General features: G+C 61.0%; 22 protein-coding genes. 10 read left to right on the top strand and 12 right to left on the bottom strand.

The window, feature by feature from the left end; all coding sequences use genetic code 11:
• Positions 1-158 precede the first annotated feature (158 nt).
• From HMPREF9452_RS06965 to HMPREF9452_RS06945, 5 genes are all read left to right on the top strand, one after another.
• Positions 159-1040, top strand: a complete 882-nt coding sequence (locus HMPREF9452_RS06965) for a hypothetical protein (protein WP_009141425.1) — start codon at positions 159-161, stop codon at positions 1038-1040.
• A gap of 144 nt (positions 1041-1184) precedes the next feature.
• Positions 1185-2216, top strand: coding sequence for an ATP-binding cassette domain-containing protein (locus HMPREF9452_RS06960; protein WP_009141424.1), 1032 nt, complete (start codon positions 1185-1187; stop codon positions 2214-2216).
• A 121-nt stretch (positions 2217-2337) separates the two neighbouring features.
• Positions 2338-3237, top strand: a complete 900-nt coding sequence (locus HMPREF9452_RS06955; RefSeq protein WP_009141423.1) for a hypothetical protein — start codon at positions 2338-2340, stop codon at positions 3235-3237.
• Positions 3238-3320: 83 nt separating this feature from the next.
• Positions 3321-4226, top strand: coding sequence for a sensor histidine kinase (locus HMPREF9452_RS06950; protein ID WP_009141422.1), 906 nt, complete (start codon positions 3321-3323; stop codon positions 4224-4226).
• 158 nt (positions 4227-4384) lie between these two features.
• On the top strand, positions 4385-6211 hold the full coding sequence (locus HMPREF9452_RS06945) for a 1-deoxy-D-xylulose-5-phosphate synthase (protein WP_009141421.1): 1827 nt from the start codon (positions 4385-4387) through the stop codon (positions 6209-6211).
• Positions 6212-6242: 31 nt separating this feature from the next.
• Here HMPREF9452_RS06945 and HMPREF9452_RS06940 read toward each other — a convergent pair whose 3' ends face one another.
• Together HMPREF9452_RS06940 and HMPREF9452_RS06935 are read right to left on the bottom strand one after the other, a co-directional pair.
• Entirely contained in the window at positions 6243-7211 is a 969-nt protein-coding gene (locus tag HMPREF9452_RS06940; RefSeq protein WP_009141420.1) for a putative ABC transporter permease, read from the bottom strand.
• Between the two features lie 3 nt (positions 7212-7214).
• Complete coding sequence (locus HMPREF9452_RS06935; RefSeq protein WP_009141419.1) at positions 7215-7787, bottom strand: HD domain-containing protein; 573 nt, start codon at positions 7785-7787, stop codon at positions 7215-7217.
• Between the two features lie 281 nt (positions 7788-8068).
• Here HMPREF9452_RS06935 and HMPREF9452_RS06930 point away from each other — a divergent pair, with 281 nt between their 5' ends.
• The 4 genes from HMPREF9452_RS06930 (at position 8069) to HMPREF9452_RS06915 (ending at position 13500) form a co-directional block, all read left to right on the top strand.
• Positions 8069-9052 carry a LacI family DNA-binding transcriptional regulator gene (locus tag HMPREF9452_RS06930; protein WP_009141418.1) on the top strand — a complete coding sequence of 328 codons (984 nt, stop codon included), beginning with the start codon at positions 8069-8071 and terminating at the stop codon, positions 9050-9052.
• A gap of 420 nt (positions 9053-9472) precedes the next feature.
• A complete protein-coding gene (locus HMPREF9452_RS06925; protein WP_009141417.1) occupies positions 9473-10864 on the top strand; it encodes a PTS transporter subunit EIIC in 1392 nt (463 codons plus the stop codon).
• 155 nt (positions 10865-11019) lie between these two features.
• Positions 11020-12447, top strand: coding sequence for a glycoside hydrolase family 32 protein (locus HMPREF9452_RS06920; RefSeq protein ID WP_009141416.1), 1428 nt, complete (start codon positions 11020-11022; stop codon positions 12445-12447).
• Positions 12448-12531: 84 nt separating this feature from the next.
• Positions 12532-13500 (top strand): carbohydrate kinase family protein, encoded by a 969-nt coding sequence (locus tag HMPREF9452_RS06915; protein WP_009141415.1) that lies wholly within the window; start codon positions 12532-12534, stop codon positions 13498-13500.
• A 119-nt stretch (positions 13501-13619) separates the two neighbouring features.
• Here the strand turns inward: HMPREF9452_RS06915 and HMPREF9452_RS06910 are convergent, their stop codons facing one another.
• The 8 genes from HMPREF9452_RS06910 to HMPREF9452_RS06875 form a co-directional block, all read right to left on the bottom strand.
• A complete protein-coding gene (locus HMPREF9452_RS06910; protein WP_009141414.1) occupies positions 13620-14168 on the bottom strand; it encodes a transcription termination/antitermination NusG family protein in 549 nt (182 codons plus the stop codon).
• Positions 14169-14319: 151 nt separating this feature from the next.
• Complete coding sequence (locus tag HMPREF9452_RS06905) at positions 14320-15072, bottom strand: S-layer homology domain-containing protein (protein ID WP_009141413.1); 753 nt, start codon at positions 15070-15072, stop codon at positions 14320-14322.
• Positions 15069-15611, bottom strand: a complete 543-nt coding sequence (locus tag HMPREF9452_RS06900; protein WP_009141412.1) for an MBG domain-containing protein — start codon at positions 15609-15611, stop codon at positions 15069-15071. The genes HMPREF9452_RS06905 and HMPREF9452_RS06900 overlap by 4 nt, the downstream gene beginning before the upstream one ends.
• Positions 15608-18205, bottom strand: a complete 2598-nt coding sequence (locus HMPREF9452_RS11375; RefSeq protein WP_009141411.1) for an InlB B-repeat-containing protein — start codon at positions 18203-18205, stop codon at positions 15608-15610. Before HMPREF9452_RS11375 ends, HMPREF9452_RS06900 begins: the two co-directional genes overlap by 4 nt.
• Positions 18206-18430: 225 nt before the next feature.
• On the bottom strand, positions 18431-19288 hold the full coding sequence (locus HMPREF9452_RS06890) for a tyrosine-type recombinase/integrase (protein ID WP_009141410.1): 858 nt from the start codon (positions 19286-19288) through the stop codon (positions 18431-18433).
• A 221-nt stretch (positions 19289-19509) separates the two neighbouring features.
• Positions 19510-21990 (bottom strand): ferrous iron transport protein B, encoded by a 2481-nt coding sequence (gene feoB, locus HMPREF9452_RS06885; protein ID WP_009141409.1) that lies wholly within the window; start codon positions 21988-21990, stop codon positions 19510-19512.
• Positions 21991-22207: 217 nt separating this feature from the next.
• Complete coding sequence (locus tag HMPREF9452_RS06880) at positions 22208-23188, bottom strand: VanZ family protein (RefSeq protein WP_009141408.1); 981 nt, start codon at positions 23186-23188, stop codon at positions 22208-22210.
• A 9-nt stretch (positions 23189-23197) separates the two neighbouring features.
• Positions 23198-23395 (bottom strand): hypothetical protein, encoded by a 198-nt coding sequence (locus HMPREF9452_RS06875; protein ID WP_009141407.1) that lies wholly within the window; start codon positions 23393-23395, stop codon positions 23198-23200.
• Positions 23396-23716: 321 nt separating this feature from the next.
• Here HMPREF9452_RS06875 and HMPREF9452_RS06870 point away from each other — a divergent pair, with 321 nt between their 5' ends.
• Complete coding sequence (locus HMPREF9452_RS06870; protein WP_009141406.1) at positions 23717-24079, top strand: NifB/NifX family molybdenum-iron cluster-binding protein; 363 nt, start codon at positions 23717-23719, stop codon at positions 24077-24079.
• Positions 24080-24201: 122 nt separating this feature from the next.
• Here the strand turns inward: HMPREF9452_RS06870 and HMPREF9452_RS06865 are convergent, their stop codons facing one another.
• A complete protein-coding gene (locus tag HMPREF9452_RS06865) occupies positions 24202-25119 on the bottom strand; it encodes a metallophosphoesterase (RefSeq protein ID WP_009141405.1) in 918 nt (305 codons plus the stop codon).
• Positions 25116-25967, bottom strand: coding sequence for a MerR family transcriptional regulator (locus HMPREF9452_RS06860; RefSeq protein ID WP_009141404.1), 852 nt, complete (start codon positions 25965-25967; stop codon positions 25116-25118). The genes HMPREF9452_RS06865 and HMPREF9452_RS06860 overlap by 4 nt, the downstream gene beginning before the upstream one ends.
• Between the last annotated feature and the right edge of the window lie 448 nt (positions 25968-26415).

Genomic DNA, 26415 nt, shown 5'->3' with positions numbered 1-26415 from the left:
TCCCAAGGTCCGGCCCGCATTATAAAGATGCACGGCAACCGCATCAGAGAGGAGGCGCGGCATGCACCCCGCCGACGCCATAAACATCGCGATCGACCTTGCCATCATCGCTGCCCTCGCCTATCTTCTGTTCACTTCGCAAAAAGGAAGGTGACCCCATGCTCAACCTGTTGCGCTCGGACCTCTACCGCATGACCCGCATCCGCGGCTTGCGCGGCGAACTTTGGCAATACGCCTCGGTGCTGCTCTTTATCGCCTGCCTCGAGGTGGGCCTCACCTGGTTTATCTTGCAATCCGGCTTGGGCCCGGCGGAAAACGCCAACCTCATCAAGGAGCTGGCGACGCCGTCCTCTTTCCTGGGAAGCACCATGCTGGGATCCTTCTCCGTCCTCGCCCTGGCCGCGTCGTTCGGCATGGTCGAGTACACGTTACCTGATCTCTCGGAGGGCTATGTAAAAAGCCTGGTCTCCTCCCCGCGAGGGCGCGCTTTGTATTTGGGCGAGAAGATTCTTCTCGCCGGCATTTGGTCCGCCCTCATGCTTGCCCTGGGCTGCATCTTCCACCTGGTGATCTTGAAGGTCTTCCTCACCATGCCCTACGGCTTTGCCATCCAGGGGCCGGACAACCCGCTCGCCTTCGCCCTCTGGCTTCTAGGCGCATGGCTTGCAACCTGGGCAATCACGGTCATCGCCATGATCGCCGTAGCGATCTTCCGCAAAAAGCTCCCCGTCTATATCTTCGCGTTCGCCCCTATCAGCGGCCTATTCCCGCTTACGCTCAGCGCGCTCGCGTTCTCGTCTGGCGGCATGCTCTCCTTCCTGCAACCCATCGCCCCCGCGCTCACCAGCATAGCCACTTGGATGCCCAGCTCCGTACTGCAGGCGTTCTCCAACGGCGCCAACACCATGTTCGATACCGCGACAACCCTGCCGCTTATCGGCGCCGTGCCCGGCTGGGCATGGGGCGCAGTCACCGGCGTCATCTGGATTCTCATAGGAAGCGCGGCCTACATCGCCATCGGCAAACGCCGCGACCTGTAACGACCGCGCCCGCGCCGAGGGACAATGCGGCTCGCACGCCGCAGCCCGCACCGCCCCATCTTTAGCAATTCTTTACCAGCGTGCCGTCCGCCGCGCGCCGCCACTCCTGCCATACTCAAACCATCCTCGTCCTCAGGAGCAACCATGTACGCCATCCAAACGCACGACCTCACCAAGATCTACGGTAAGAAGCACGCCGTCGACCATCTCAACATGACCGTCCACGAGGGCGACATCTATGGATTCGTCGGCAACAACGGAGCCGGCAAGTCCACTACCATGAAGATGATCGCCGGGCTTGCCTCCCCCACCTGGGGCGAGATCGAGCTCTACGGCCAGCTAATCGGGGCTCATCCCGCACGCGGCAATGCCGGCGGCGTAAACGCGACCCAAACGCACCACGTGGGCGCGCTCATCGAGGAGCCCGGCGTCCTCAAAGCCCATTCCGCTTTCGACAACCTCATGATGAAGGCGCTCGCCATCGGCGTCATTAACCCCAAAGAGCACTGCCGCGACCTGCTCAAGCTGGTCGGCCTCGCAGATACCGGCAGCCAGCCCGCCAAAAAGTTCTCCTTGGGCATGAAGCAGCGCCTGGGTCTGGCCCTTGCGCTGGTCGGCACGCCCGACCTCCTGCTTTTGGACGAGCCCTTCAACGGCATGGACCCGCAGGCCACGCGCGACATGCGCCAAGCGCTGGTCCGGCTCAATCGCGAGCGCGGCGTCACCATTGTCATTTCCAGCCACGTGCTCGACCAGCTCAACCGTATGGCCACCCGCTACGGTGTGGTCCGCGACGGCGCACTGGTCCGCGAGATCACCGAGGCGCAGGTTCACGAATCCTGCGGCAGCTCGGTGCGCATAAAGACCGCCGATCCCGCCCGCACCCTCGCGACCCTGGAAGAGCGCCTACCCGGCGCAAACCTTCGCGCGCTGCCCGACCAAGCGATCTCCATCTCGCTCCCCAGCCTCGTGCCCGCCGCATCCGCCCCCGCCGCGCCCGCCGCATCCGCAACGTCCAGCTCTTCTGCAACTGATCCCGCCCCCGCCGCCCAGGCCGTCGAGCACATCTCCCGCATCCTTCACGACGCCGACCAGGTTGTACTCGAGCTCTCCGTCACGGAGCGCGATATCGAGGACTACTTTGTCGAGCTCATGGGTACGCCTGCGCCCAAATAACCCCCCCGGCCCGCAGCCAGCCTCTGCAGCCGGCCTCCGTAGCCCGCACCCTCGCGACCTATACCCGCGGCCGCCTTAGCAGCCTGCCCCTCAGCCGCCCGCCACTTCGAAAGGTCTCACCATGCTCGGCCTTCTCAAATCAGACCTCTACCGCATCTTCAACCCAAATCGTCTGCGCGGCGAGTTCTTTGGTTGCTTTGTAGCGCTGGTCATCATCATCGGCGGCGCGCTCGGCTTCACCGCCTTCATGCTCTCGCGGGCTTCCACCGGCTCCGGCCTCGTCACCAGCCAAGACGCCGCCGAGCTCGCCAGCGAATTCAACCTCGCCCTCGTCCACCCCTCCGCCTTCCTTGGCTCTATCTTGCTCGACGGAGCCATCCTCAACATCGTCACCATGTTCGGCGTCGTCGTTGTCGCCTGCACGGACTTCCGCGACGGCTTCGCCAAAACCCTCATGCAGGGCTACGGGCGCGCAACCTACTTCCTCGAGAAAATCGTCTTCAACGCCATCTGGACCGCGCTGGTCCTCCTCGCCGCTTGCCTTATCGCCATCGCATTCGCAGCTATCCTGCGTTTTCCCCTGTCTTTGGACGAGGACCCCTTGCATCTTTTCGCCTGGCTCGCGCTCACCTGGCTTGGCCTGTGGACCCTCACGCTTGTGGCCCTCGCCATCGCCGTGCTCATCCGCCGCACGGGCGCCGTCAACGTCGCCATCATCTTCATCGGCGCGGGTGCCATCTCGGGCTTTTTCGACCTCTTCGCAGAGCTCTGCAGGGTATTTTCAGAGTTCAAGCTGGGCGCCTCCTCCATGTACGCCGCTGCGGGCTCGTTTGCAGAGCTTTTGCCCACCAACCTCATCAGCAGGCTCGCCCTGGGATCGCACGTGCTCTTCGAGCCCGCCACCACCCCCGGCCTCGCGCTGCCCGGCGGCCTTGCCACCCAGGCGCTGCTGGGATTTTGCATAGTCGCTCTGTTCTCCATCGCCATCATCCTCACCAAGGGTCCCAAGCGCGAGTACTAACTGCCGCGCACCCGCGCACGCACCCGCACCCATCCTCGTCCACACCCGCACGTGCCCCTGCACCACCACAAGGAGGTTTCGCCGTGGATTCCACCTTCTTCGCCATATGCATGCTCATCCTGGGCGCAGCCTTAGGCGCGCTTGCCGCCGGCGCCACCTACGCCATGGAGCTGCGCCGCATGGCCCGCTTCATCCGCGAGCGCCAGCCCCGCAGCAACGCGCGCCTCACCGTACAGGCGGCGGCTCCCGCGCTGCAAGACCTCGCCGCAGCCGTCAACGCAGAGCTTGACCGCGCCATGGAGGAGTGCATCGCCGCCCAGCGCCACACGCAGGAGTTCCAGCGCGATCTTTCCGCCCTGTCGCATGACATTCGCACGCCGCTTATGGGTGCCAAAGGCTACCTGCAGCTTGCGCTGGACGAAGACTCGCCCCAAGGCCGCCAGCGGCACCTCTCCGCCGCCACGGACCGCATCGATAGCACCATCGTCCTGCTAGACCAGCTGTTCTTGTACACCAAGGCAAGCGATCCGGACCTTGCGCTCAACATGCAGCCCATCGCCTTGCGGCCGGTGGTAGAGCGCGTGCTGATCGCCCACTACCCCGATTTTGAGGAACGCGGCTGGGAGCCCGCGCTCACCTTTGAGGACCAGGGCCTTTTGGTGCAGGCGGACGAGGACGCCCTGGCGCGCATTCTGGAAAACCTCATCACCAACGCGCTGCGCTACGGGGCAAGCGCGCCCGTGCTCGCCCAGCAAACGCAAGACGGCCGCCCGGTGCTGGATGTCGCCAACCAGGTCCAAGACCCCGCCGCCATCGACCCCACCCGCCTCTTCGAGCGCTTTTATCAGGCAGATGCCTCGCGCGGCAAACAGGGCGCCGGCCTGGGGCTCGCCACCGCCGCCAAGCTCGCCACCGCCATGGGCATGCGCCTATCGGCGAGCATACGTTGCAACCAGCTCGTCATACGGCTACATTTGAGTGTGGAGTGAATTTGTCACACATCGCGACTGCGAAGTTCCACCACATCTTGATGGCATGCGTGTGAGAAACTTTACTCTCTACACGCATGCCCCGGCGAGCGTCCACCCGCGCCTTCGCGCACGGATGCCCGTCGCATACCCTATGAGCTTGGAGCGATACGCAGCGTATGATTCTGGACCGCATAGCATCACCCGCAGACGTCCACAGCTTGGACAATGCGCAGCTTGTCGAGCTGTGCTCCCAGCTGCGTGAATCCATTCTCGCCTACTGCTCACGCGAGGGCGGCCACGTGGCCCCCAACCTGGCGACCATCGAGCTCACGGTAGCGCTGCACCACGTCTTCAACGCGCCGGTCGATAAGATCATCTTCGACGTTTCGCATCAAACATACGCGCACAAAATGCTCACCGGCCGTGCCGCCGCCTTTACGGACCCCGCGCGCGCCAGCGAGGTCTCCGGTTTCTCCAACCCGCGCGAATCCGCCTTCGACCTGTTCTCCATGGGCCACACCTCGACGTCTGTAAGCCTTGCCTGCGGCCTTGCCATGGCTCGCGACCTTGCGGACCAGGACTTTCGCGTGGTCGCCGTCATTGGCGACGGAGCGCTTTCCGGCGGCTTGGCCTTTGAAGGGCTCGACGCTGCGGGCGAGTTAAACACCGGCCTCATCATTATCATCAACGACAACGACCAGTCGATCGCGGAAAACCACGGCGGCCTGTACCAGTGCATGGCCCAACTCCGTGCCACCGGCGGCACCTCGCCCAACAACCCGTTCCGTGCGCTGGGGCTTGATTACCGCTACCTTGAGCAGGGCAACGACGTGGTAGAGCTCGTTCACGCGCTTCAAGAGGTCCGCGACACCCCGCGTCCCGTGGTCCTGCACGTCCACACCAAAAAGGGCGCCGGCTTTGCCCCGGCGGAAACCAATCCGGAAGCCTGGCACCACGTGGGGCCCTTCCCCCTTGACGCCAACGCTCCCGCAAGCGCCCATGGATCCGGCGCCACCTACGCGCAGATCACCGGTACGTACCTTATAGACGCCATCCAGCGCGATCCGCGCGTGGTGGCCATGAGCGCCGGCACCCCCTACATCATGGGTTTCGACCCCCAGCGCCGCGCGCAGGCGGGTCGCCAGTTCATCGATGTGGGAATCGCAGAAGAGCACGCCGTCACCTGCTCCGCGGCCCTGGCTTTGGCGGGGGCATCGCCCGTCTTTGGCGTGTACGGCGTCTTTTTGCAGCGCGCCTATGATCAGCTGTGGCATGACGCCTGCCTCAACAGCGCGCCCGTCACCATTTTGGACTTTGGCGCGTCCGTGTTTGGCACCACGGCAGAGACGCACCTGAGCTTCTTCGACCTCTCCATGGTGAGCAACCTGCCCAACCTGGTTGTTCTAGCACCGTGCTGTCAAGAGGAATACCTCTCCATGCTCAACTGGGCGCTCGGCCAGCGCGCGCTGCCCGTCCTCATCCGCGTGCCCGGAGCCGGCGTCATTTCTCGTCCAGACCTTGCGCCCGCCGCGCCGGTGGGCCCATCTGCCGCGGCGGCAGATCACGCAACCACCGAGTCGGCAACCATCGACTGGAGCCGACCCGCCTACCAAACCGTGCGCCGGGGCGAGCGCCTGGCAATTCTTGGCCTGGGCGATTTCCTGCCCTTTGCCGAGCAGATCGCAGATGCCGTTTTGGACGAGCTTGGGTTCTCGCCCACCGTCATCAACCCGCGCATCGCCAGCGCCATCGATATGCAGGAGCTTGATCGCATCGCCGCCGACCACGCCGCGTTGATCACACTTGAAGACGGCATAGTCGAGGGCGGCTGGGGCCAGCAGGTTGTCGCCGCGATGGCCGCAAGCGGCATGCGCATGAAATGCTACGGCATCTCCAAGGCCCCGGGCTTCCCCGACCGCTACCAGCCGCAGGAACTGCTTGCCAAGCACGGCATGTCGACTGCGGGCATCTTGGCAGACGTACGGACCATGCTTGGCCTGTAGGCGCGGTTGTCCCCAAGCTACTTTCTATAGGCTACTTTCTATAGAAAAGCTCGCGCGCCCGCTCCTTAAGGTTGGTCGCACGGATAACGCCCTCGTAAGACTTCAGCTTGATCTCTGGAAACGCGTTGAAGAATCTCAGCTCTCGACGGGTCATCATGGTCTTGAGCTTTACGGGGGCAGATGCCTCCGCTCGCTGGGCGACGTTTTTCATGCGGCGCGCAACCAGGCGCAGCCCGCGGCCGCCCTCCGCGATAAAGGCGGGCATTTCCACCTTCTCGCGTACGGATTCAAACATTCCGTCTGACATCTCTGCCAGCCAGGAGTTTACGGCGCCGCTGCGCGATTTAAGCTCGGAAGCGGTATCCAATACCGCGGCGGGAACGCGGTCGAGCATCGAGGCCGTGGCGTCTTTGAGCGATTCGTTGATCTTATCGGCCATCTCGTCCCGCAGCAGTTCGAGCTTGAGCGACAGCTGTCGCCAGCTTGCCAGGGCAAACGCCGTATCGAGGACGAGGACCCCCGCGCATGCATCCGCGATCGCGGCGAGCACCTCCCGAGGCACCGCCTGCAGCGCCGCCAGAAGAGACGGCTCGGCCGCCCTGCATATCACCACCGCGCCCGCGCCAAATAGCATGGCGCCGTACAGGCACACCCTGCCCTTGATATTGAAGGGGAACTTGGAGTAATCCCAGAAACGCGCTCCGGTGAGTCGCTCGAGCATGGCACCCACGCTATATTCCAGTACGCTGCACACTAGCGCCGCCGCGACAAACTGCGCGCCCACCCCGGGGATGCCGCGCAGCAAGAACCAGCACGCCAACGCGCCGGCTCCGTAGATGGGGCAGCACGGGCCCAACAGAAAGCCGCTGTTGGCAAAGTGGCCGTAGTTGGCAAGCGCGCAAATGGTCGATTCATACAACCAGCCCACAAACGAGTAGACCAAAAAAGAGATGAACAGCGCCGATAGCGGGGCTCCCGTTGCAACAAACTCAGCGAACACTCGCTACTCCCCCGTCATGCTATCGGCCTCTACGCCCATCCTCGTCCGCACATGCCGCGATGCCGAAACGCTCGCGCCCTTGCCGGGCAACCGGGCAGCAACCGTCTCGTACAGGGCGCACCATTTATCCGCCATGCAGACAATCCATGCTTCGCGGCAAGTGGGGGGCACGGGCACCAGCGGAAACATATGACGGGCGATGATATTTCGCTCGCGCTCCGTAAGCTCGAAATCCTCCTCGGCCCGGGTGAGCGCGCAGGAGGGATGCGTGAATCCATGCAGACGATGCGAGGGGTCCGCATCATGCCAATCATAGAGAAAATAGTCATGCAGCAGCGCGCCTCGAATGAGGGAGGCGCGGTCAACTCGCACGCCCGCGCGCTCCAGCGCCGAAGCGATGGCGGAGCTAGCCCGCGCGACCGATCGTACATGTTCGTACACGCTCACGGTGCCGTGCTGGATAAACCCGCGCGTCAGACCAAGCCTGCCGTCGCACTCGAGAGCAAGCGCCGCGCGCTCGACCTCGTCCAACGCAGACCTGTCGCAGCGCTCATCGCTTGTTAGCACATCCGTCATGCCACCGCCCTTTCGACCAGCCATCTCACGTGCGTCATCTCATACATCCGATATCACAGATACATGTAATTATCCCAGCAAACCACAAAGCTGAATACCGTGCGAACCAGAATGCTACATTCTATACGTATGGTTACAAAAACTTCGTCTCCGCCCCATCCATCCGTGCGCGCCGCATGCGCCCCGCGCATCGCCGACTCACGCACCGCCGAATAACAGAAAACCCGCCCGTGTGTAGTCCCCCTTACGCTAGACTGCCTAACCAGAAGGGAGACCAGCACATGGACATCAACCAGATCGCGCAGATGGCGGGAGTCTCTCGCGCCACCGTGTCGAGGTATTTCAATAACGGATACGTATCCCAGGAGAAACGCGAAATCATCGCGAAGGTTATCGAAAAAACCGGCTACGCGCCGTCGCAGCAAGCCAAGACGCTGCGCACTGGCAAGACCAACGTGGTTGGCGTCATTATCCCCAAGATCAATTCAACCTCTATAAGCCGCATTGTCGCGGGAATATCCCAGGTGGTGAACGATGCCGGCTACCAAGTGCTGCTTGCAAACACCGCCAACGATTCCGCACGCGAGGTTGAGTTTCTCAAACTGTTCCAGCAATCCAACCAAGTTGATGGCGCCATACTGGTCGCCACCATGTTTAGCCCTGAGCACTACCGCGCCATGGACGCCCTGCGCGTGCCGTTGGTCATTGTGGACCAGATAACGCCCGACCGTCCCTGCGTCTACCAGGATGACCTGGGTGCCGTTCGCACCATCACCGGGCACATATTGAAAACCAGCTCGAACCCCGCCTACATAGGCGTGGACGAGGACGATGTCTCCGCAGGCCAGATGCGCCGCGAGGGCTTTTTGGCGGCATGCGAGCAGGCGGGCATTCAGGTACCGCTCGACCATATTGCCGTGGGCGACTTCAATATTGAAGCCGGTTACGATTGCACCGAGCAGCTCCTTGATGCCGACCCAACGATCGACGCCGTTGTATGCGCGACCGACACCATCGCCTGCGGCGCCCTTACCTGCCTGCGCGACCGCGGACTCTCCGTGCCCGGCGACGTCCAGGTCGCGGGCATTGGCGATGGGGACCTGTCGCAGATTGTCGATCCTCCCCTCACAACCATCCACCACCATTACAAATCTACCGGCATCGAGGCGGCCAAGATGCTGCTGGGCTTCATGGGCAAAGACGCCGGCGCGGTGCGCGAGGTTAAGATGGGATTTGACCTGGTGGAACGCAAGTCAACGCGATAAGACGGCACTGCTTTTGATCAAGGCCCTAGAGCCCTCCGGTGCGTATGTCTCGGGTGTGTTCGCTTCGCTCAGAACACCCGAGACATACGCACCGGAGGGCCTTGCGTTGTCGAAAACCCGCCGGATCAGCTGGCATCAAGACACGCATTGCCCCGGAAAACAGGCATCAAGCCACCCAATCGCCTGATGCGCAAAAAACCATTCGCCGTCATTTTTCTACCGCTGGCGACACTATGTCCGCAAACTCATTGGCAGCAGCGCGCCCTCGGTGTATGTATATCGTTGTGGGAACGATTCCATATGAGAACGAACACACATACTTCTACCTCTCATTTAGAAGAGCAATGAAGCAGTTTGTCCTCTATACTGAAACCAGGTTCCACATTGCAAGCGCACCGATTCGAACGGGAAGGAACGCATATGGCACTCGATCACAGACTCGCCGCGCAGCAGATCCTCGACGCCGTGGGAGGAGCGGACAACGTAGTCTCCGCCGCCCACTGCGCAACGCGCCTTCGCCTGGTCATCGCCGACGACTCGAAGGTGAACCAGCAGGCCGTCGACAACGCAGAAGGCGCCAAGGGCAACTTCCAAGCAGCCGGCCAGCTGCAGGTTATCTACGGAACCGGCACTGTCAACAAGGTCTATGACGAATTCATCAAGCTCGGCAATATCAAAGAGGCCACTAAGGAAGAGGCCAAGGAGGCCGTGGCGGAGCGTCAGAACCCCTTCATGCGCGCCATCAAGCTGCTGGGCGACATCTTTGTTCCCATCATCCCGGCAATCGTCGCGTCCGGTCTTTTACTGGGCATCATGAGCGCCCTATCCTTCATGAACACCAACGGCTACCTTTCCATCGATACCTCCAGCTCGCTCTACGTCATCGCAGACCTGGTCTCCAACACCGCGTTCACCTTCCTACAGATCCTCATCGGCTTCTCCGCGGCCAAGGCGTTCGGCGCCAACCCCTACCTGGGCGCGGTCATGGGCGCTATCCTCATCAACCCCAGCCTGCAAAACGCCTACACCGTCGCTTCCGAGGGCGTTAACAACTACCTCTCTATCTTCGGCATCTACAACATCGAGCTCATCGGTTACCAGGGCCACGTCATCCCCATCGTGATCGCTTGCTTCATCCTCTCCGTTCTGGAGAAGTGGCTGCATAAGCACGTGCCGGACATGTTCGACCTCTTCGTGACCCCGCTGGTATCCGTCTTCGTCACCGCGTTTATCACCATCGCCGCCGTCGGCCCCATCTTTGTCTATCTTGAGAACGCCATCCTGGGCGGTATCCAGTTCCTACTCACCCTGCCCCTGGGCATCGGCTCCGCCATCATCGGAGGCCTGTACGCCCCCACCGTCGTAACCGGCCTGCACCAGATGTACACCGCCATCGACCTGGGCCAGCTTGCCCAGTACGGCGTCACCTACTGGCTGCCCATCGCTAGCGCCGCCAACATCGGCCAGGGCGGCGCCTGCCTCGCCGTCGCCCTCAAGACCAAGAGCGCCAAGATCAAGGGCCTCGCAGCCCCCTCTGCCCTCTCCGCCTTCATGGGCATCACCGAGCCCGCCATCTTCGGCGTGAACCTCCGCTTCGTCAAGCCCTTCGTCGCCGGCTGCATCGGCGCCGCCGCGGGAGCCCTCATCTGCTCCATCACCCAGCTTGGCGCCACCGGTACGGGCGTCACGGGCATCTTCGGCATCCTGCTGTGCCTCAACCAGCCGCTGCAGTACATCATCATGTTCGCCGCCACGGCAATCGTAGCCTTCGCCGTGTCCTTCATTCTCTACAAAGACCCCGTTGAGGCGTAAAGCCATTCGTAGCCCCTTCTTGGATACCGCATCGCCAAGCCCGACCAGCTTTCCGATGCGGTATCGCTCTAAGCCGGCAACGCACAACCATAGGAGCGCGTTCGCGCCCGCCCAAGCAACTCTCACCCCGCTTTAAAAATAAAGGAGCACGCACAATGACAACCAATCGCTGGCGTATGGGATTCCACCTCATGCCTCCCACCGGCTGGGTTAACGATCCCAACGGCCTATGCTATTTCAGGGGCCTCTACCACGTCTTCCATCAGTACAGCCCGGATTGGCCAAACGGCAGCGAGCGCGGCTGGGGCCACGCCACCAGCCCGGACCTGGTTCACTGGACGCACCACGGCATGGTCATCCACCAGGATATTCCAGAAGACGCCAACGGCGCGTACTCCGGATCGGCCTACATCGTCCCCGGCGGCGGCGCGGACGGCAGCGACCTTTTGCGCCTGTACTACACCGGTAACGTCAAAGAGCCCGGCGCCCATGACTACATCTACTCCGGCCGCCAGGCGAATGAGATTCTCATCGAAACCACCGATGGCTTTGACCTGGGCGAAAAGCAGGTGCTACTGCGCAACGCAGACTATCCGGACTTCTGCAGCTGCCATGTGCGCGACCCCAAGGTGTGGAGTCAAGACGGCAGCCTGCACATGCTTCTGGGCGCTCGCGATATGGACGATGAGGGCCTTGCGCTTATCATGGAGTCTCAAGACGGCCTTAGCTGGACCACCGCCTCCACGGTACGTCCCACATCTCACTTTGGCTTTATGTGGGAGTGCCCAGATCGCATCGCGCTCGACGGCTTCGAGTACCTGTCCTTCTGCCCGCAGGGCATGGCAGAGCTCCCCTGGGCAAACGACCTGCGCGACCAGTCCGGCTACATCCCGCTGCCCGCTGCGGTCAAGCTCATCGGCTGCGAGCACGTCAACCCCGCGCTCTTCCGCCGCTGGGACTTTGGCTTCGACTTCTATGCGCCGCAAACCTTCACCGACCCCCAGGGCCGCACCATCCTTATCGGCTGGATGGGCCTGCCCGAGCCGCCGTTCGACTCCGCGCCGGATAACCTCGACTGGATCCACTGCCTCACCGTGCCGCGCGTACTCACCCGCTGCGAGGACGGCGTAGTCGCAATGGCGCCCGCTCCCGAACTCGAACAGCTCCGCGGCGAGCAGGCGTCCTTCGCACATGTTGACAGCGCCCCGGCGCAGACCCGCACGGCAACCCTGCCCGCCCACCGCGCAGACATCGTCGTCGATGGCATCAGCGGGCCCTTCGACCTCACGCTCGATGGCGCGGCTCGCATCGCCTTCGCAGACGGCGAGCTCACCCTCAACTTTGACGACGGCGCGCAAGGCATCGGCCGCGGTCGCCAGACGCGCAGTGTCAACGTCAACGCACTTGAAAACCTGCGCGTCCTGGTAGACAACTCCGCTCTCGAAATCTTCGCCAACAACGGCCGGGAGGCCTTCTCCACCCGTTGGTTCCCCACGGCAGACCAGCTCGACATCGCCATCCAGGGAACCGCCGAGGCAGCCCGCGTCTGGCCTATGGGCGACGGTATGGAGGGAACGTATTAACAGCATCGTTACACGCGCAAACCCCTCGTCCGTCATATCATCCAAGTAGGCAATTACAAAGACACGTTACGAGAAAGGATGCACATGGCCTCCAAGTATTCCATTACCGCCCTGGGCGAGCTCCTCATCGACTTCACCGAGGTGGGCACCTCGCAAAACGGCCAGAAGATGTTCGAGCGCAACCCCGGCGGCGCGCCCGCAAACGTCCTGGTCGCCGCCCGCAAGCTCGGCGCTACCACCGCGTTCATAGGCAAGGTGGGCGACGATATGCACGGCACCTTCCTGCGTGACACCCTCGCCGGCGAAGGCGTCGATACCACCGGCCTCATCCTGGACCCCAACGTGTTCACCACCCTGGCGTTTGTAGCTTTGGACGAGCGTGGCGAGCGCGCATTCTCCTTCGCCCGCAAGCCCGGCGCGGACACCTGCCTTAACGCCCGCGAGCTCGCGCTCGGCGTCATCGACGCAACCCGCGTCTTCCACGTGGGCTCGCTCTCCCTCACCAACGAGCCCGCTCGCGGTGCCACCCTGGCCGCGCTCGACCGCGCCCGCGAAGCTGGCTGCGTGCTCTCCTATGACCCCAACTACCGCAGCAGCCTGTGGGCATCCGCGCAGGTCGCCCAGTTGCAGATGCGCTCCATCGTCAACCGCATGGACCTTATGAAGATCTCGGACGAGGAATGCGAGCTGCTCACCGGTACCCGTCACCCCGAGAAGGCGGCGGAGACCCTGCTCGAGAAGGGCGTAAAGGTCGCCGTAGTCACCCTTGGCGGCGCTGGAGCCTACGTTCGCTGCGCCCAAGGCGGCGCCTACGTCGAGGGCTTCCCCACCGATATCGTCGACACCACCGGAGCGGGCGACTCGTTCTGGGGCGGCTTCCTCACCGCCTTCTGCGAGAGCGGCGTCGATGCGGCAGACGTCACGCTTGAACAGGCTTGCGGCTTCGCCCGCTTTGGCAACGCCGTCGCATCGCTTTGCGTTCGCGGACGAGGAGCCATTCCGTCCATGCCCACGCGCGGCGAGGTCGAGGCGCTTCTGGCTCAACAGCAGTAGGACGAGTAATACCTAACAGAGAAGGCCCACCGGACTCATCTAAGGGATGTGTTCGCCGCGCTTCGCGCGTCTCAGAACATCCCTTAGATAAGCCGGTGGGCCTTTTTGCAAGCTGAAACTTAAAAATCGATGTTACTTATCTTATCACCGGGGAGCACGCGTAATCCTATGCGCATCCGCCCCTTTCCATCCAGGCCGTCGACGCCCAGCACGGCGATGCCCTTATGGCGATTCATGGTCTCGATGAGGTGCTCGCTGCCCACCAAAGGGCCCTGCAGCACCGTCATGTTGTCCCTCTCCTTCACGCCCGTGCTCAACGAGACCACCCTGTCGCCGGGATCGGTCCATGCGCGGACGAGTTCAGCTGCGGGGGACACCAGCGCAGCGGGCTCACCGCCCACTTCGACGACGTGAGCATACTCGGAGAGCTCGGCGCAACCCTTTACAAGGGCATCGGGAAGTCGCGTCGCCACGATGATGTAACCGGGCCACAAGGGCTTCAGCACGCGCTTCCACTCGCCGTGAAACTTCTGCTCAACCTCGAACTTGGGAAAGAACGCCTCTTCCAATCCACAACCCTGAAGCACACGCGAGATGCGGGACGCCATCGCCTCCTCCCTCCCCACGCCAACATGGACAGCGTACCAACCCTGGCGATTGTCCGTCATACCATGCAACCTCCTGCACGCCGGATAGCCAACGTGCTACACAAAACCGACAGCACCTCATCGGCACCGCTGGATAATCCGCCTATTCGCCTATACAAAGGAGGGGCAGCCGGGAAACTCCGCCCAGCTGCCCCTAAGTATTAATCGGTCTCTACGCGTACATCAGGTTGATGAAGCGCATGAGCACCGCTGCCACCTCGGCGCGAGCCGCACCGTCGGTGGGGTTGAGCTCGCCGGTCACGTCGTCGCCGGTGAACAGGCCGTTCGCCACGGCCCAGGACATGGCCTCCTTGGCGAAGCCGGAGACCTCACCGGCGTCCGGGAAGTCGATCTCCGCGCGCTTGGAGACGTCCATGCCCAGGTACCCGGCGTAGCGCATCAGGAAGACGGCGACCTGTTCGCGGGTGACGTCGGCGTTACCCTGGAACTGCTTGGTGCCGCCGGGCATGTCGACGCCGGAGAGGATACCCTCCTCCAGCGCCCACGTGGCCGCGTCGGCGTAGAAGGCGTCGGAGGGCACGTCCGCGAGGGAGCCCTCGCTCGCTGCCCCGGGGTTCAGCTCCAGGTTATGGAGCATCGCGACGAACATGCCGCGCGAGGTCTTGCCGTAGCCGTTGAACACGCGGGAGCCATCGGGAAGCGCCACGCCGTTGACGATGCCGCGGGCCGTGGCGAAGTCGACCACGTCGCCGGCAAACCAGTCGGCGTCGGTCACGTCGGGCATGTCCTTGGCGGCGTCGACCACCTTGATGACGACGTTCCCGGTCGCCTCGAAGACCACGTTGCCGTCGTCGTCCACGGCGCACTTCGGGATGACGGTCTCGTTGCCCTCCTCGTCCACCGCGAACACCACGACGCCGTAGTTCGGCTCGGAGTCATCGTCCCTGGCGATCGGGACGGTCACCTGTACGGGCTTGTCGCGGTGACGCTAGAGGGCACATCGATGGAGATCTCAACAGCATCGTCAAGATCCTTTGAAACCTTCTCGCCCTCGATCGGCAGCTCCAACCTGCCGGACTCGGCGTCCTTCTTGGAAACCTTCACCTCGGTGGAGATCACGTTACTGTCCTTGTCTTTGGCCACAACGGACTCGGTGCCGGTCGCGGTCTCGTGCGTGATGGTCTGCGAGCCGTCGGGCTTGGTCACGGTCGTGGTGGTTGAGCCGTCCTGGTTGTGCTCGACCTCGGTCTTATCGGACGAGGAGGGCGGCGTCACGGGACGGTTGGATACGGTGAGGGTGCCGGTCCCATAGGAGACCTCATAATTGTCGGACGCCTCCGCGCCAGCTGCGACGATCTTGACGGAGCCGGGCTTGGTCATATCAGGAGTAGACTCGTAAGAGAGAGTCGGCGCTTTTTTAAGCTCGTCATCCCCACAAAGGCCCTCGATCTTGTACGCCTTTTGGTCCAAGGTCGGCACCGCATCGCCCACGTAAGCGCTCATATTGTTCGGAGGATCGTGAGAGCGGCCTTCTCGATGACGAGGCCGGCTGCGATACGCGCGTGGTAGGCGGCGCAATCAGCGTCTTCATCACGGGAAACCACTACGTCATAGATGCCTGCAGCAATCGGGTTATCAACCTTCTCGCGATTCAAGTAATACTCAATCGTGTAGTCCCCGTCGATTTTGAACTGCTTCTGGGTCCCGTCGTAGGTGACAACCGTATCAGAAAGCTCCGGATTGAGGACATCCTTATCGGTCCAAACCGCGTACAGGGTAACGTCCCCGTTCTCCGCGAGGTTCAGCACTTCTGTGCCATCCGAATAATCGACGGCGCCGTCGTTAGCCTTTTCCTGAGTCGTCGCCCAACCGGCGAATTTCTTTCCGCTCTTGGTGAACGTATTATCCGGAAGCGTTACCGGGGAATCGTAGGTCGCCTCGACGTCCGCCATCGAACCATCGCCACCGTTAGAATCGAATTTGACGGTGTACCTGTTTGCCTTCCACTGAGCATACAGCGTGGCACCGCTGGGAACCTTAGACACCTTCTCCTCTGCCGAATAGCTCGTACCTACACCATCGGCAGAAGTATTCCATCCGATAAACTGGTATCCGGTCTTCTTGAAACCGTTTGTGGAGATGGTCGCTTGGGCATCTTTCTCGACAACGGCCTGATTCGCCATCGAGCCGCTATCCGCACCGTTCCCATCAAAGGATATCTGCCTCAGCCATTTTGCATAGTAAACCTTATTGCGTACGAGACTCTCTGCCTTATTCGAGGAAAAACCTGGGTCGTCGAACCATCCATCGAATTTAAAGGCACCTTTTGTTGCATCCGGTAAAGTCGTATCGCTATTCGTTGTGAGACAAAGCTGGCCTTGATTGTCATATTGAAGAACTCCGACACCGCTGCCAAGGGCAACGGAAACGAGGTCGTCGCCATCGTATGCAGATATCTTGCCAATAGACCCCTTGTTACTCAGAACTTCAACAACATAGCTCTTTCCGCTACCTTCGAGGCGACTACTGCCCTTATATACGACCTCATCGATAGACCCTTCATTATCAAGCTGCCAAGCTATTCCATCTTCAACGCTAATAGTTCCAATCGCACCTTTATTCCTAACCAATAGGTTCCCGCCATGGAAATTGATCGATTTTATCGTGCACTCGGCGCCAATGTTTAAGGTGCTGTTGCTAGATATCTCCAGCTCATCCTGATTAACGTTGGAAAGCGTCACCATCCTGAGGCTTCCGATCTCGCCAATCTTTGCTCCTGAGCTGATAGATGGAATAGCCCCATCCTTCCCCTGGAGAATTGCTCCCGTGTCGTATCCCCAATCCAGTGTCTTTTCAGAACCATAACCTCCAATTCGGCGCCCGATATAAAACGCAGAAGAGGTGTCGCCCGAAGGAAGCGTCGCGTTTTCGACATTACACGTCTCCCCTCCTTCAAACACTTTGGCATTAGAGACAACGTTGCCAGCAACCCCTCCGACATATACATTGTTACCCTTCACACCGTATTTAAGAGAACCTGAAAAAGAGCCTCCATCGATAAGCGTCGCAAGAGTTGACCTTCCGATAAGACCGCCTATGTTGACCATACCGTCATCATTCTTGGAGCCCTTCGAATTCTCTGAAGAGATATTCATATTTGATGAGCAGTTTTCTATCTTTAGCTCATATTTAGAATCTCCAACCGATTCATTTTTCAGATCGGTAGCGATGAAGACCATGCCTCCGCCGAAAACGCCGCTCATTTTCGCAGAGCCCCCGCTGTGGCACCCCACCATTACAAACGGTGTTACAGAATTACCGTACGCCCTACCAACCAGACCGGCTATATTCTTGGCATTGGAAGCGTCCATCGTCACAGAGCACCGATCAAACAAGCAGGCTTCTCCCTCGCCGATAACTCCGCCAATCTGGGAATCTTCAAGTGAATACCCCTTGACCGTCGCCCTCTCTACAACAACCTGAACAAACGATGCGTTAGTAGCCTTACGACCGACAACAAACGAATAATTCCCATTTAAATTATCTGAGGGATCAATTGAGGGGGCAACTATCTTGAGGTTAATAATCGCCGAGCTATACAGCTTGAGGCAGTCATCGCCAGACTTGTAAGACGAGATGATATCGCCCGTTGCGCCCCCAATGACGTCACCCTTTATTTCGCCAAACAAAGGCTTGACCATGCCCTCAATCGAATGGCCGCCTCCGTTATACACGCCTCGAAATGTTCCAGATATATAAGGTGTCGAAGAATCACCGACAGCAATGCTGCTAAAAGAAATGTCCTTCGTCTGTCGATAGTAGATTGCGCCCGCACCGCTCTGGGCGGCGGCAGCTTCAATATCTTTTATTTTTAGCAGATCATTGACGCTGCCGATCTGATAAGTGTCTTGTACAGTACCATTTCCAGCCAAACCCGATGCGGCTTTGTCAGCTGAATCGCCAACTAGCCCCACCTCCATTTCGGAAGTCTCAGGCACTTCGCCCGCTTGAGTAGCCAACGCAACAGCAGGCAATCCCGAAGCAAGCCCTGCGACAAGTCCAAGCGCAGCTCCCGTTGCAGCAAGTTTTTTCTGCATTTCTTCCTCCCCCACTCATCATCGATGCCAGCACACCAATGAAACGAATTGCTTATTCCGTTCGACAGGGGTGTTCAATATAAGTAGCCGAAGTCCTTATCGCAGCTCACTAAAAGATGCCATATTGCTTCAAGGTCTATTTTGATAATACTGTCCTCATGGTTTCAGATTAATAACCAGCTGTTTTATACTGTTGGAAGGTAATAAGCATTCCGCCTTGTTCTATCAGAGCACCAATCCCAATCCATCGAGTGTTCTGCGATGTTCTTCACCTGACGCAGCAAGGTAGATACGGGTGGTCTCCACCGATGAATGGCCCAGGACGTCGGCGAGCTTTACGATGTCACCGCTTGCCTGGTAGAACGTAATGGCGAAGAGGTGCCGCAGGTTGTGCGGAAAGGCTTTGCTGGGATCCACGCCCGCGCCCGCGCTTATGCACTTCATCCTTCCCCAAAGACGCCGACGCGAATACTGCAGCCCGTCTTCGTCCACAATGACCTGACCAGAATGAATGCCACGGGTATTGCAGTAATCTTGCAGTTTCTCCTTTAAACGCAAGGGCAGCATGATCACGCGGATCTTGCCCTTGAGAGAGATGTCGGCGCGACCAGCGCGCACCACCTCGACCGTGATGTAGGCAAGCTCGCTTACGCGAATACCCGTGGAAGCAATGGTTTCCATGGCAAGCGCAACAGGGATGTCACCCACCTTATATGCCTGCCGGCCGAGCGCGCGATACTCTTCCAACGTAAGATCGCGTGAAGAATCGCGAAACGCCTTGCGTTGAACGCGCAGGTAGCGCGTCTGCAGGTCATACCAGCCGGCGTAGCGAAAGAACCCGTTTGCCGCCGCGATGGCGGAGTTAACCGAGGATGGCGACATGCCCTGCTCGGCGAGGCGGTGCTTCCACGTAAGAACTTCCTCCTTTGTCGCGGGCCGTCCGTTGAGCCATTCTGCAAGACGCGCTATGGAGCGCTTGTACTTGTTGATAGTACTTGGGGCGCGCTCCGCCTCGCGCAGGTAAACAACGTAGCCGGCCTGAAGCCTGGGTGTGATGATTCGCTTTGCTGCAGATTGGCGCATGGGTTTTCCTCCAACCGTATCGATGTGCCGCGATTTGAGCGAACGATACCGCTGGAGGAAGGCCACGAGACAACGCTTTGTTTGCCCGCATAATCACTCACCTGCCTATCGCTCCAAAACAAAACCGCCCGCGTCAAACGAAGCGCGAACGGTTCTGTTTTGAGTATTTGGAGTGAATAAGCACGATTGCGAGCAAATGCTCGCCAAGGGCATTAGGTAGCCTATGCCAACCCCAGCGCCATTCCAATCGCGTGGACCGCGAAGGCGATGATCCAGGCGACTGCCACCTGCAGCGCGAACACGGCGAGCGCCCACTTGGCGCCCAGCTCGTTTTTGACCGCGCCTATAGCGGCGACGCAGGGCGGGTAGAGCAGCGTGAATACCAAGAAGGTATATGCCGTAAGCGGGGTGAACAGGGCCGTGAGCGCGGAGGCGGACTCGGTGCCCAGTAGGACTGAAAGCGTGGAGATAACGCTCTCCTTCGCAAGCAGGCCCGTGACCAGCGCGGTGGATGCGCGCCAATCGCCAAAGCCCAGCGGGGCGAAGATGGGCGCGAGCAAGCCGCCCAAGCCGGCGAGCAAGCTGTCGGCCTGATCGGTGACCACGTTGAGCTGGAAGTCGAACGTTTGCAGGAACCAGATGACCACGCTAGCGGCGAAGATGATAGTGAACGCACGCGTGATGAAGTCCTTGGCCTTGTCCCACGCCAGCATGACGGTGGTCTTGGCGCTGGGAAGGCGGTAGTTAGGCAGCTCCATGATAAACGGCACGGGCTCGCCCTTGAACGCGGTGTTCTTGAAGATAAGCGCCACTAGCATGCCCACAACGATGCCCAGGATATAGAGGGACACCATCGCAAGAACGGACCCTCGTCCAAAGAATGCAGCGGTAAGCAGGCCGTATACAGGCAGCTTTGCCGAGCAGCTCATGAACGGCGTGAGCATGATGGTCATCTTGCGGTCATGCTCGGAAGGCAGGGTGCGAGTGGACATGATGGCGGGAACGCTGCAGCCAAAGCCCACCAGCATGGGTACGAAGCTGCGTCCAGAAAGACCGAAGCGGCGCAGTACCTTGTCCATTACAAAGGCGACGCGCGCCATGTAGCCGGAGTCTTCGAGCATGGAGAGGAACAAGAAGAGCACCACGATGAGCGGCAAGAAGGAAAGCACGCTACCCACGCCGGCGAAGATGCCGTCGATGATGAGCGAGTGCACCACCGGATTGACGCCCCAGGCGGCAAGACCTGAGTCCGCCAGCGTTGTGAGCGCGGCGACCGCTTCTTCCATAAGGCCTTGCAGCCATGCGCCAATCACGCCGAACGTGAGCCAGAAGACCAAACCCATGATGACGAGGAACGAGGGAAACGCCGTGAAGCGGCCCGTGAGAATACGGTCGATGGCGAGCGACCTCAGGTGCTCGCGGCTCTCGCGAGGCTTGACCACGCAGCGGCGGCAGACCTCGCCGATGAAAGCGAAACGCATGTCAGACAGGGCGGAGAGGCGGTCTTTGCCGGACTCCTCCTCCATCTGCGAGATGATGCGTTCGAGCGCGTCCAGCTCGTTCTCGTCCAAATGCAGGGCCTGGCGCACCAGCTCATCACCCTCGACCAGCTTGGTCGCCGCGAAGCGCAAGGGGATGCCGGCGCGCTTGGCGTGGTCCTCGATCAGATGCGCGACCGAGTGGATACAGCGGTGCAGGGCGCCTGCATCCGGACCGTCCGCAGAGCAGAAGTCCAGGCGGCCGGGGCGCTCGCGATGGCGCGCCACGTGCAGGGCGTGCTCGACCAGCTCGCCGGTGCCCTCGTTCTTGGCAGCGGAAATGGGGACCACGGGGATGCCGAGCATGCTCTCGAGCAGGTTGACGTCGATGGTGCCGCCGTTTGCCGCGACCTCGTCCATCATGTTGAGGGCGAGGACCACGGGGCGGTCGAGCTCCATGAGCTGCATGGTGAGGTAGAGGTTGCGCTCGATATTGGTGGCGTCGACGATGTTGATGATGGCATCCGGGCGCGCGGTGAGAATGAAGTTGCGGCTGACGACCTCCTCGCTGGTGTAGGGTGACAGCGAGTAGATGCCCGGCAGGTCCGTGATGACGGCCTCCGGATGGCCCTTGATCTGGCCGTCCTTGCGGTCTACCGTGACGCCAGGGAAGTTGCCCACATGCTGGTTAGAGCCCGTGAGTTGGTTGAACAGCGTGGTCTTTCCGCAGTTTTGGTTGCCCGCCAGCACGAACTCCAGCGGATCGCCCGCGGGAACGGGGTGCTCGCCGGGACGCGGTCGATAGGTCTTCTCGCCCAACGCGGGGTGCGCGGTGGAGCCGCCATGGGCCTGCTCGCGCTGCTCCGCGTGCGCATCATGGATGTTCTCGAGCGTGATGCGCGCGGCGTCCGCCCGACGCAGGGTAAGCTCGTAGCCGCGCAGACGGATCTCGATGGGATCGCCCATGGGGGCGTACTTCATCATGGTGACCTCGGTGCCGGGGGTGAGGCCCATGTCGAGGATGTGCTGGCGCAGGGATTGATCGTCCGAATCGACCGTCGCCACCACGGCGTCCTTGCCAATGGGAAGCTTATCGAGCCTGAGCGGCCAATCGCAGGCTACAGGCTCAACCGGCGCGGCTTTCGTTTGCGCGGTCCGAGCACTCTGCCCGTTGGCTTCTTCATTGCTAGCCTGGCTTCCATGCTGAAGCTCTTCTTGGTTCATTCGACTCGTCCACTCCCCCAACGTATGCAACAGGCAAAAAGCACCGGACGCAGGCGATGCGGGCAGCCGCGGCGCAATGTTAGCCTAGGTAATTTCTTGGTAATCATAGCGCCTGCAAGGTCTTTTGTTGAGGAAGATTGAAAGCGCCACAGTATTAGGCCATATGGCGAGGCAGACGTCGCCTGATGGCTTCGCGCGAATACGCTCCCGCACAAATCTACAGATAGTCGTACGGCATGCGGTGCGCGATGATGAAAAACAGGCCCAGGAGCGGCATCGCCAACGGTGCGTACATGAACGCGCCGATGATGACGACCAGACGAACCGCAAGAAAGACCACGCGCATGACGGGTCCGCGCTCTTTGGTTTCGCAGGTCATGCGCACAAAGGAGCCACCGGGCGTCTTTCCATGGTTGGCCAGCGGAATAAAGAACTGGACGATGACGAATATGACGAGCGTGATCCAGGCCATGCCGGAGCCTTCCGCAAAGCGAACGTCCAGCCCGTTGGGGGTTATCAAGATGATGAGCGACCACACGCACAGCGTGGCCACAAGCACTATGACCCCATCGAGCATGAACGCCACGCTGCGGCGGACAAAGCCGGGCGAGGTGGTAATGGAGTCCTCGTCGCGCTGCGCCTGAGGAAGCACGCGAGCGAGCAGCCGGGCAGCCCACCACCCCGCGACGGCACCGCCCGTGTTCCACATGAGGTCGCACACGTCAAAGGTGCGGTAGGCGTAAGGATACAGCCAAAAGAAGCCGGTGAGCTGCGCCGTCTCGATCAAAAGCGAGGTTGCAAAGCCAAGCAGCAGCGTTGTTTGAAAACGCATGCGAAACGCCCTGGACGCGATGAAGCCCAACGGCACAAAGAACACCACGTTCATGACGATCTGCAGCACCGCCGTGATTCCGTCGCGGTAGATATCGCCCACAAACGCTATGGGGTTGAGCTGCGGCGCGATGCCGTAGGTGATGCCCAGCCCCTCGGTTCCGCTTGGCAGCGGATACAGCGTGAAGCACCCAAGGCCCAAGAAGTAGAGGACGACAAGGTACGCGGCGGCCGCGGACCAAACCTTGAGGCGCCCGTCGCGATGGTAGAGATACGCCAAAATGGGCAGCGTAAGCATAAAGGAAGCAAAGGGCCACAGCGAGAGCGCCGCGACGAACTTATCGGTAAAGCTTAGGATGAAGCCCATCGATGTGCGCTACCTTCCCAGCTTGGAAAGAACGGACACGGCGCCGATGCAAAGCACCACCATCGCGAGCATGGAGACCAGTGCATCGCTCAATCGGCGGCTCTTGCCGGTGCGCTCGGCGCGCTCGTAGGTTGCGGTTTCCTCGTACGGGTTGACGAACTGGGGGTTCGCAAGCTGGCCGTTTACGTATTCGTTCATGAAGTCCATGGTTCCTCCCCCTGGTATCCGCGCTCGCCGCGGCAGCTGTCTTATTGCACCTCCTATACTCGCAAGATTGCGGTTGGGGAACCATCGATTTGACTTACAGTCCTCTTGCGCTTTTGTAAGGTTGAAGATGAAAGACAGATGCCGCGCAGGGTGAAAGGCGCGGGCAAGGGCGCGGGCATGGTGGGCGGGCCGGAATCAAATGACCGGCGCGAAGGCAATCAAGCCGGCTTATGTAATCCCGCACAATACGGGGATTAATAGGAGAATTAGCGTTACCATGGGACTATCAGCATAGCAACCAGCATGAAAGGCGGTTCTCACATGAAGCTCGCAGTCCCCTCCCTTGGCGAAGGCGGCCTTGAGGCCCAGCGCTCCGGCCACTTTGGCCACGCCGACTGCTTCACCATCGCCACCATCGAGAATGGCGAGATCACCGGTACCGAGATTATCGACAACCCCCCGCACGAGGAGGGCGGCTGCATGAGGCCCGTCGGTATCCTGGCAGACGCCGGCATCGACGCCGTTATCGCCGCCGGTATGGGTATGCGTCCCATGCAGGGCTTCGCCGCCGCCGGCATCACCGTGCTGTATGATGCCGAGACCCCGCTGGTGGGAGACGTCGCCCGCCGCGCCGCCGCCGGCGAGCTTGTCGCCATGGGTCCAGAGCACGCCTGCCATCACTAGCGGACGGCCACCCATCAACATAACGCGCCAGCACAAGGGCGCCCGCCGGTTTAAAACCTCCGGCGGGCGCCCTTTATTTCATTTGGCAAACCGCTTTGCCCGTAGTCCCCATTCGCCGCGCTCTATGGACGAGAATCCTCCGAAGCGCTGCGCAAATCGACCACGACCAGCTCGGGACGGTTGTTCACCCGCATGGGCACCACGCTGGGACCCAGACCGCGGCTTACCACCAACTGCGTCCGACCCATAACGTGAACGCCCTCGGTGAGCTTTGGCAGCACGCCCTGGCTAGGGGCGAAAAGGCCACCCACGCCCGGCACGCGAACCTGGCCGCCATGGGCATGCCCCGCGAACGCGACGTCGATATGGCAGCCGGCATATACGGGCAACAGCTCGGGACGATGCGTGAGCAGCAGCGTGAACGCACGACCACCATCCTCTGTACACCGCAGCGCGCAGGAAAGATTCCTCTCCATAACGGATGCGGCCAGCCCGCGGGCATGCGGTGCGGTGAACGCCGGGTCCATGACGCCCGCGACGCGCACGCACTCGCCGTCGCGCGCAAGGCACACGGAACGGTTCGCCAGCACGGTCGCGCCAACACGTTTAAGAGATGCCTCTATCTGCGGATACTCGTCCAAACGCGACTCATGGTTGCCCGGCACATAGTACACGGGCGCGATGCGCGCCGCAGCGGCGACAAAGCGCACCGCGACCTCCGCACGCGTCTGGCGAGAATCCACCAGGTCGCCGGTGATGAAAATGACGTCAGGCACGGCGCGGCGAATCGCGTTGAGCAGGCGCGCGTTGCCGGGGCCAAATTCAGCATTGTGCAGGTCCGAGACGTGGACGATGCGCATGCGGTCGAACGCCAGCGGCAGGCGCGGCGATGCCACCTCTACATCCGTGCGCTGGATAGACCAGTTGGACCAGCGCGCCCACGCAAAGGAAGCCGTTGCGGCGGCGATTCCCATCATGCTTGCGAGCGCCGCCGCGGCAGCGCCGGGCGCGGAGGATTCTCGTGAACCAAACCCGGTCATCCGCAATCCCCCTCTCCGTCCCGACGGCGCACGAGGATGCGCGCAAACTCGCCAAAAATCTGCTCGGAGACGTCTATCTGCGCGCTGTTGAACGATTCGCTCGCGGTGCGATCCAGCAGCACCTCGTAATCCTTATCCGCGCGCAGCCAGTTTTGGGGATCGAAGCAGTCGATCAACTTGGCAAGAAAGCCCACGCAAGCATCCACGGTAGCCTGGCGCTGCGGCGCGGAGGCGTCTGCCGGAAGCACGTTGACTGCGCGGCTGATCTTTCGATACTCGTCCACATAATCGCGGTCCACAATCGCGTTGAACACGCGCTCGATCTCCGCGAGCTCCGCTTCCGAATACAGGTGCGCAGCGATCCCCATAGCCAGCTGGTCGGCGTCGCTGAGGGCGAGGCCCATAAAGCCGGGCTCGTCCGCAACGCGGGCAAGGCGATCCATCGCGGCGAGCGCCCCTGCGGCACGCTCCGGAAAATCCGCTGCAAGGTTTTGGGTGCGCAGATGGGCGATAACGCGACGCTGGCGCTGCAGATGTTCGATTTGCTTCTGCAGGGCGGCATCCAGCTCCGCGAGGATATCGTCCGCAGTGGGCTGATCCGCCGGGAGACGCGGCCCGTGCTGGGAGCGCTCCGCATCGAGCTCGTCCAACATGCCGGCAACCTGGTCCAAGGGAAAGCCCAGCGAGGCCAACTGGCGAATGCGCAGCACGCGCAGCAGATCCTCCGGGCGGTAGTCTCGGTAGCCGTTGGCCTGGCGCGGCGGCTCATCCAGCAGGCCGATCGCGTGGTAGTGGCGCAGCGTGCGCACGGTAACGCCGGCAAGCTTTGCCAGTTCGTTGCTCTTCACGGCCCCTCCCCTTCTTACGTTGCGGCGCGCCCTTGGCGGCGTCCTTAGGCGGCATGTCAAACGGACGCGCCCCTGCACGGCCACGGCGCCAGCGGGCCAATTTGTTGGAGCGAAGACGCCGCCGAGAACCGGACAAGGGGATGCCACTCAATTATGCCCGTTTTGCAGGGCGCGTTGCCTCTTCCACAGTTACCCTCGCGTCCGACGGCTCCACTCTTGCGGGCAGCGCGCCGGCGACGAGTAGGACGGCCCCGCGAAGAATGGTTCACCGTAATACATGTATTAGGACGTGCCACTTTGAAGTGCTCAAAGTGGCACAAGATAATACCGCTGTAGGAATCTGTATTACCAAGTGCCACTTTTTCCAGAAAAAACGGCACACCTTAATACCAATCCAAAGATCGGTATTACAGCGTGCCGTTTCAGGCTCAAAAAGTGGTTCTAAGTA

Origin of the sequence: Collinsella tanakaei YIT 12063 (genome assembly GCF_000225705.1) — a bacterium.
GTDB classification, from domain to species: Bacteria; Actinomycetota; Coriobacteriia; order Coriobacteriales; family Coriobacteriaceae; genus Collinsella; species Collinsella tanakaei.
The sequence above is the reverse complement of the archived record's forward strand: the minus strand, read 5'-3'. Positions and strand labels throughout refer to the sequence as shown.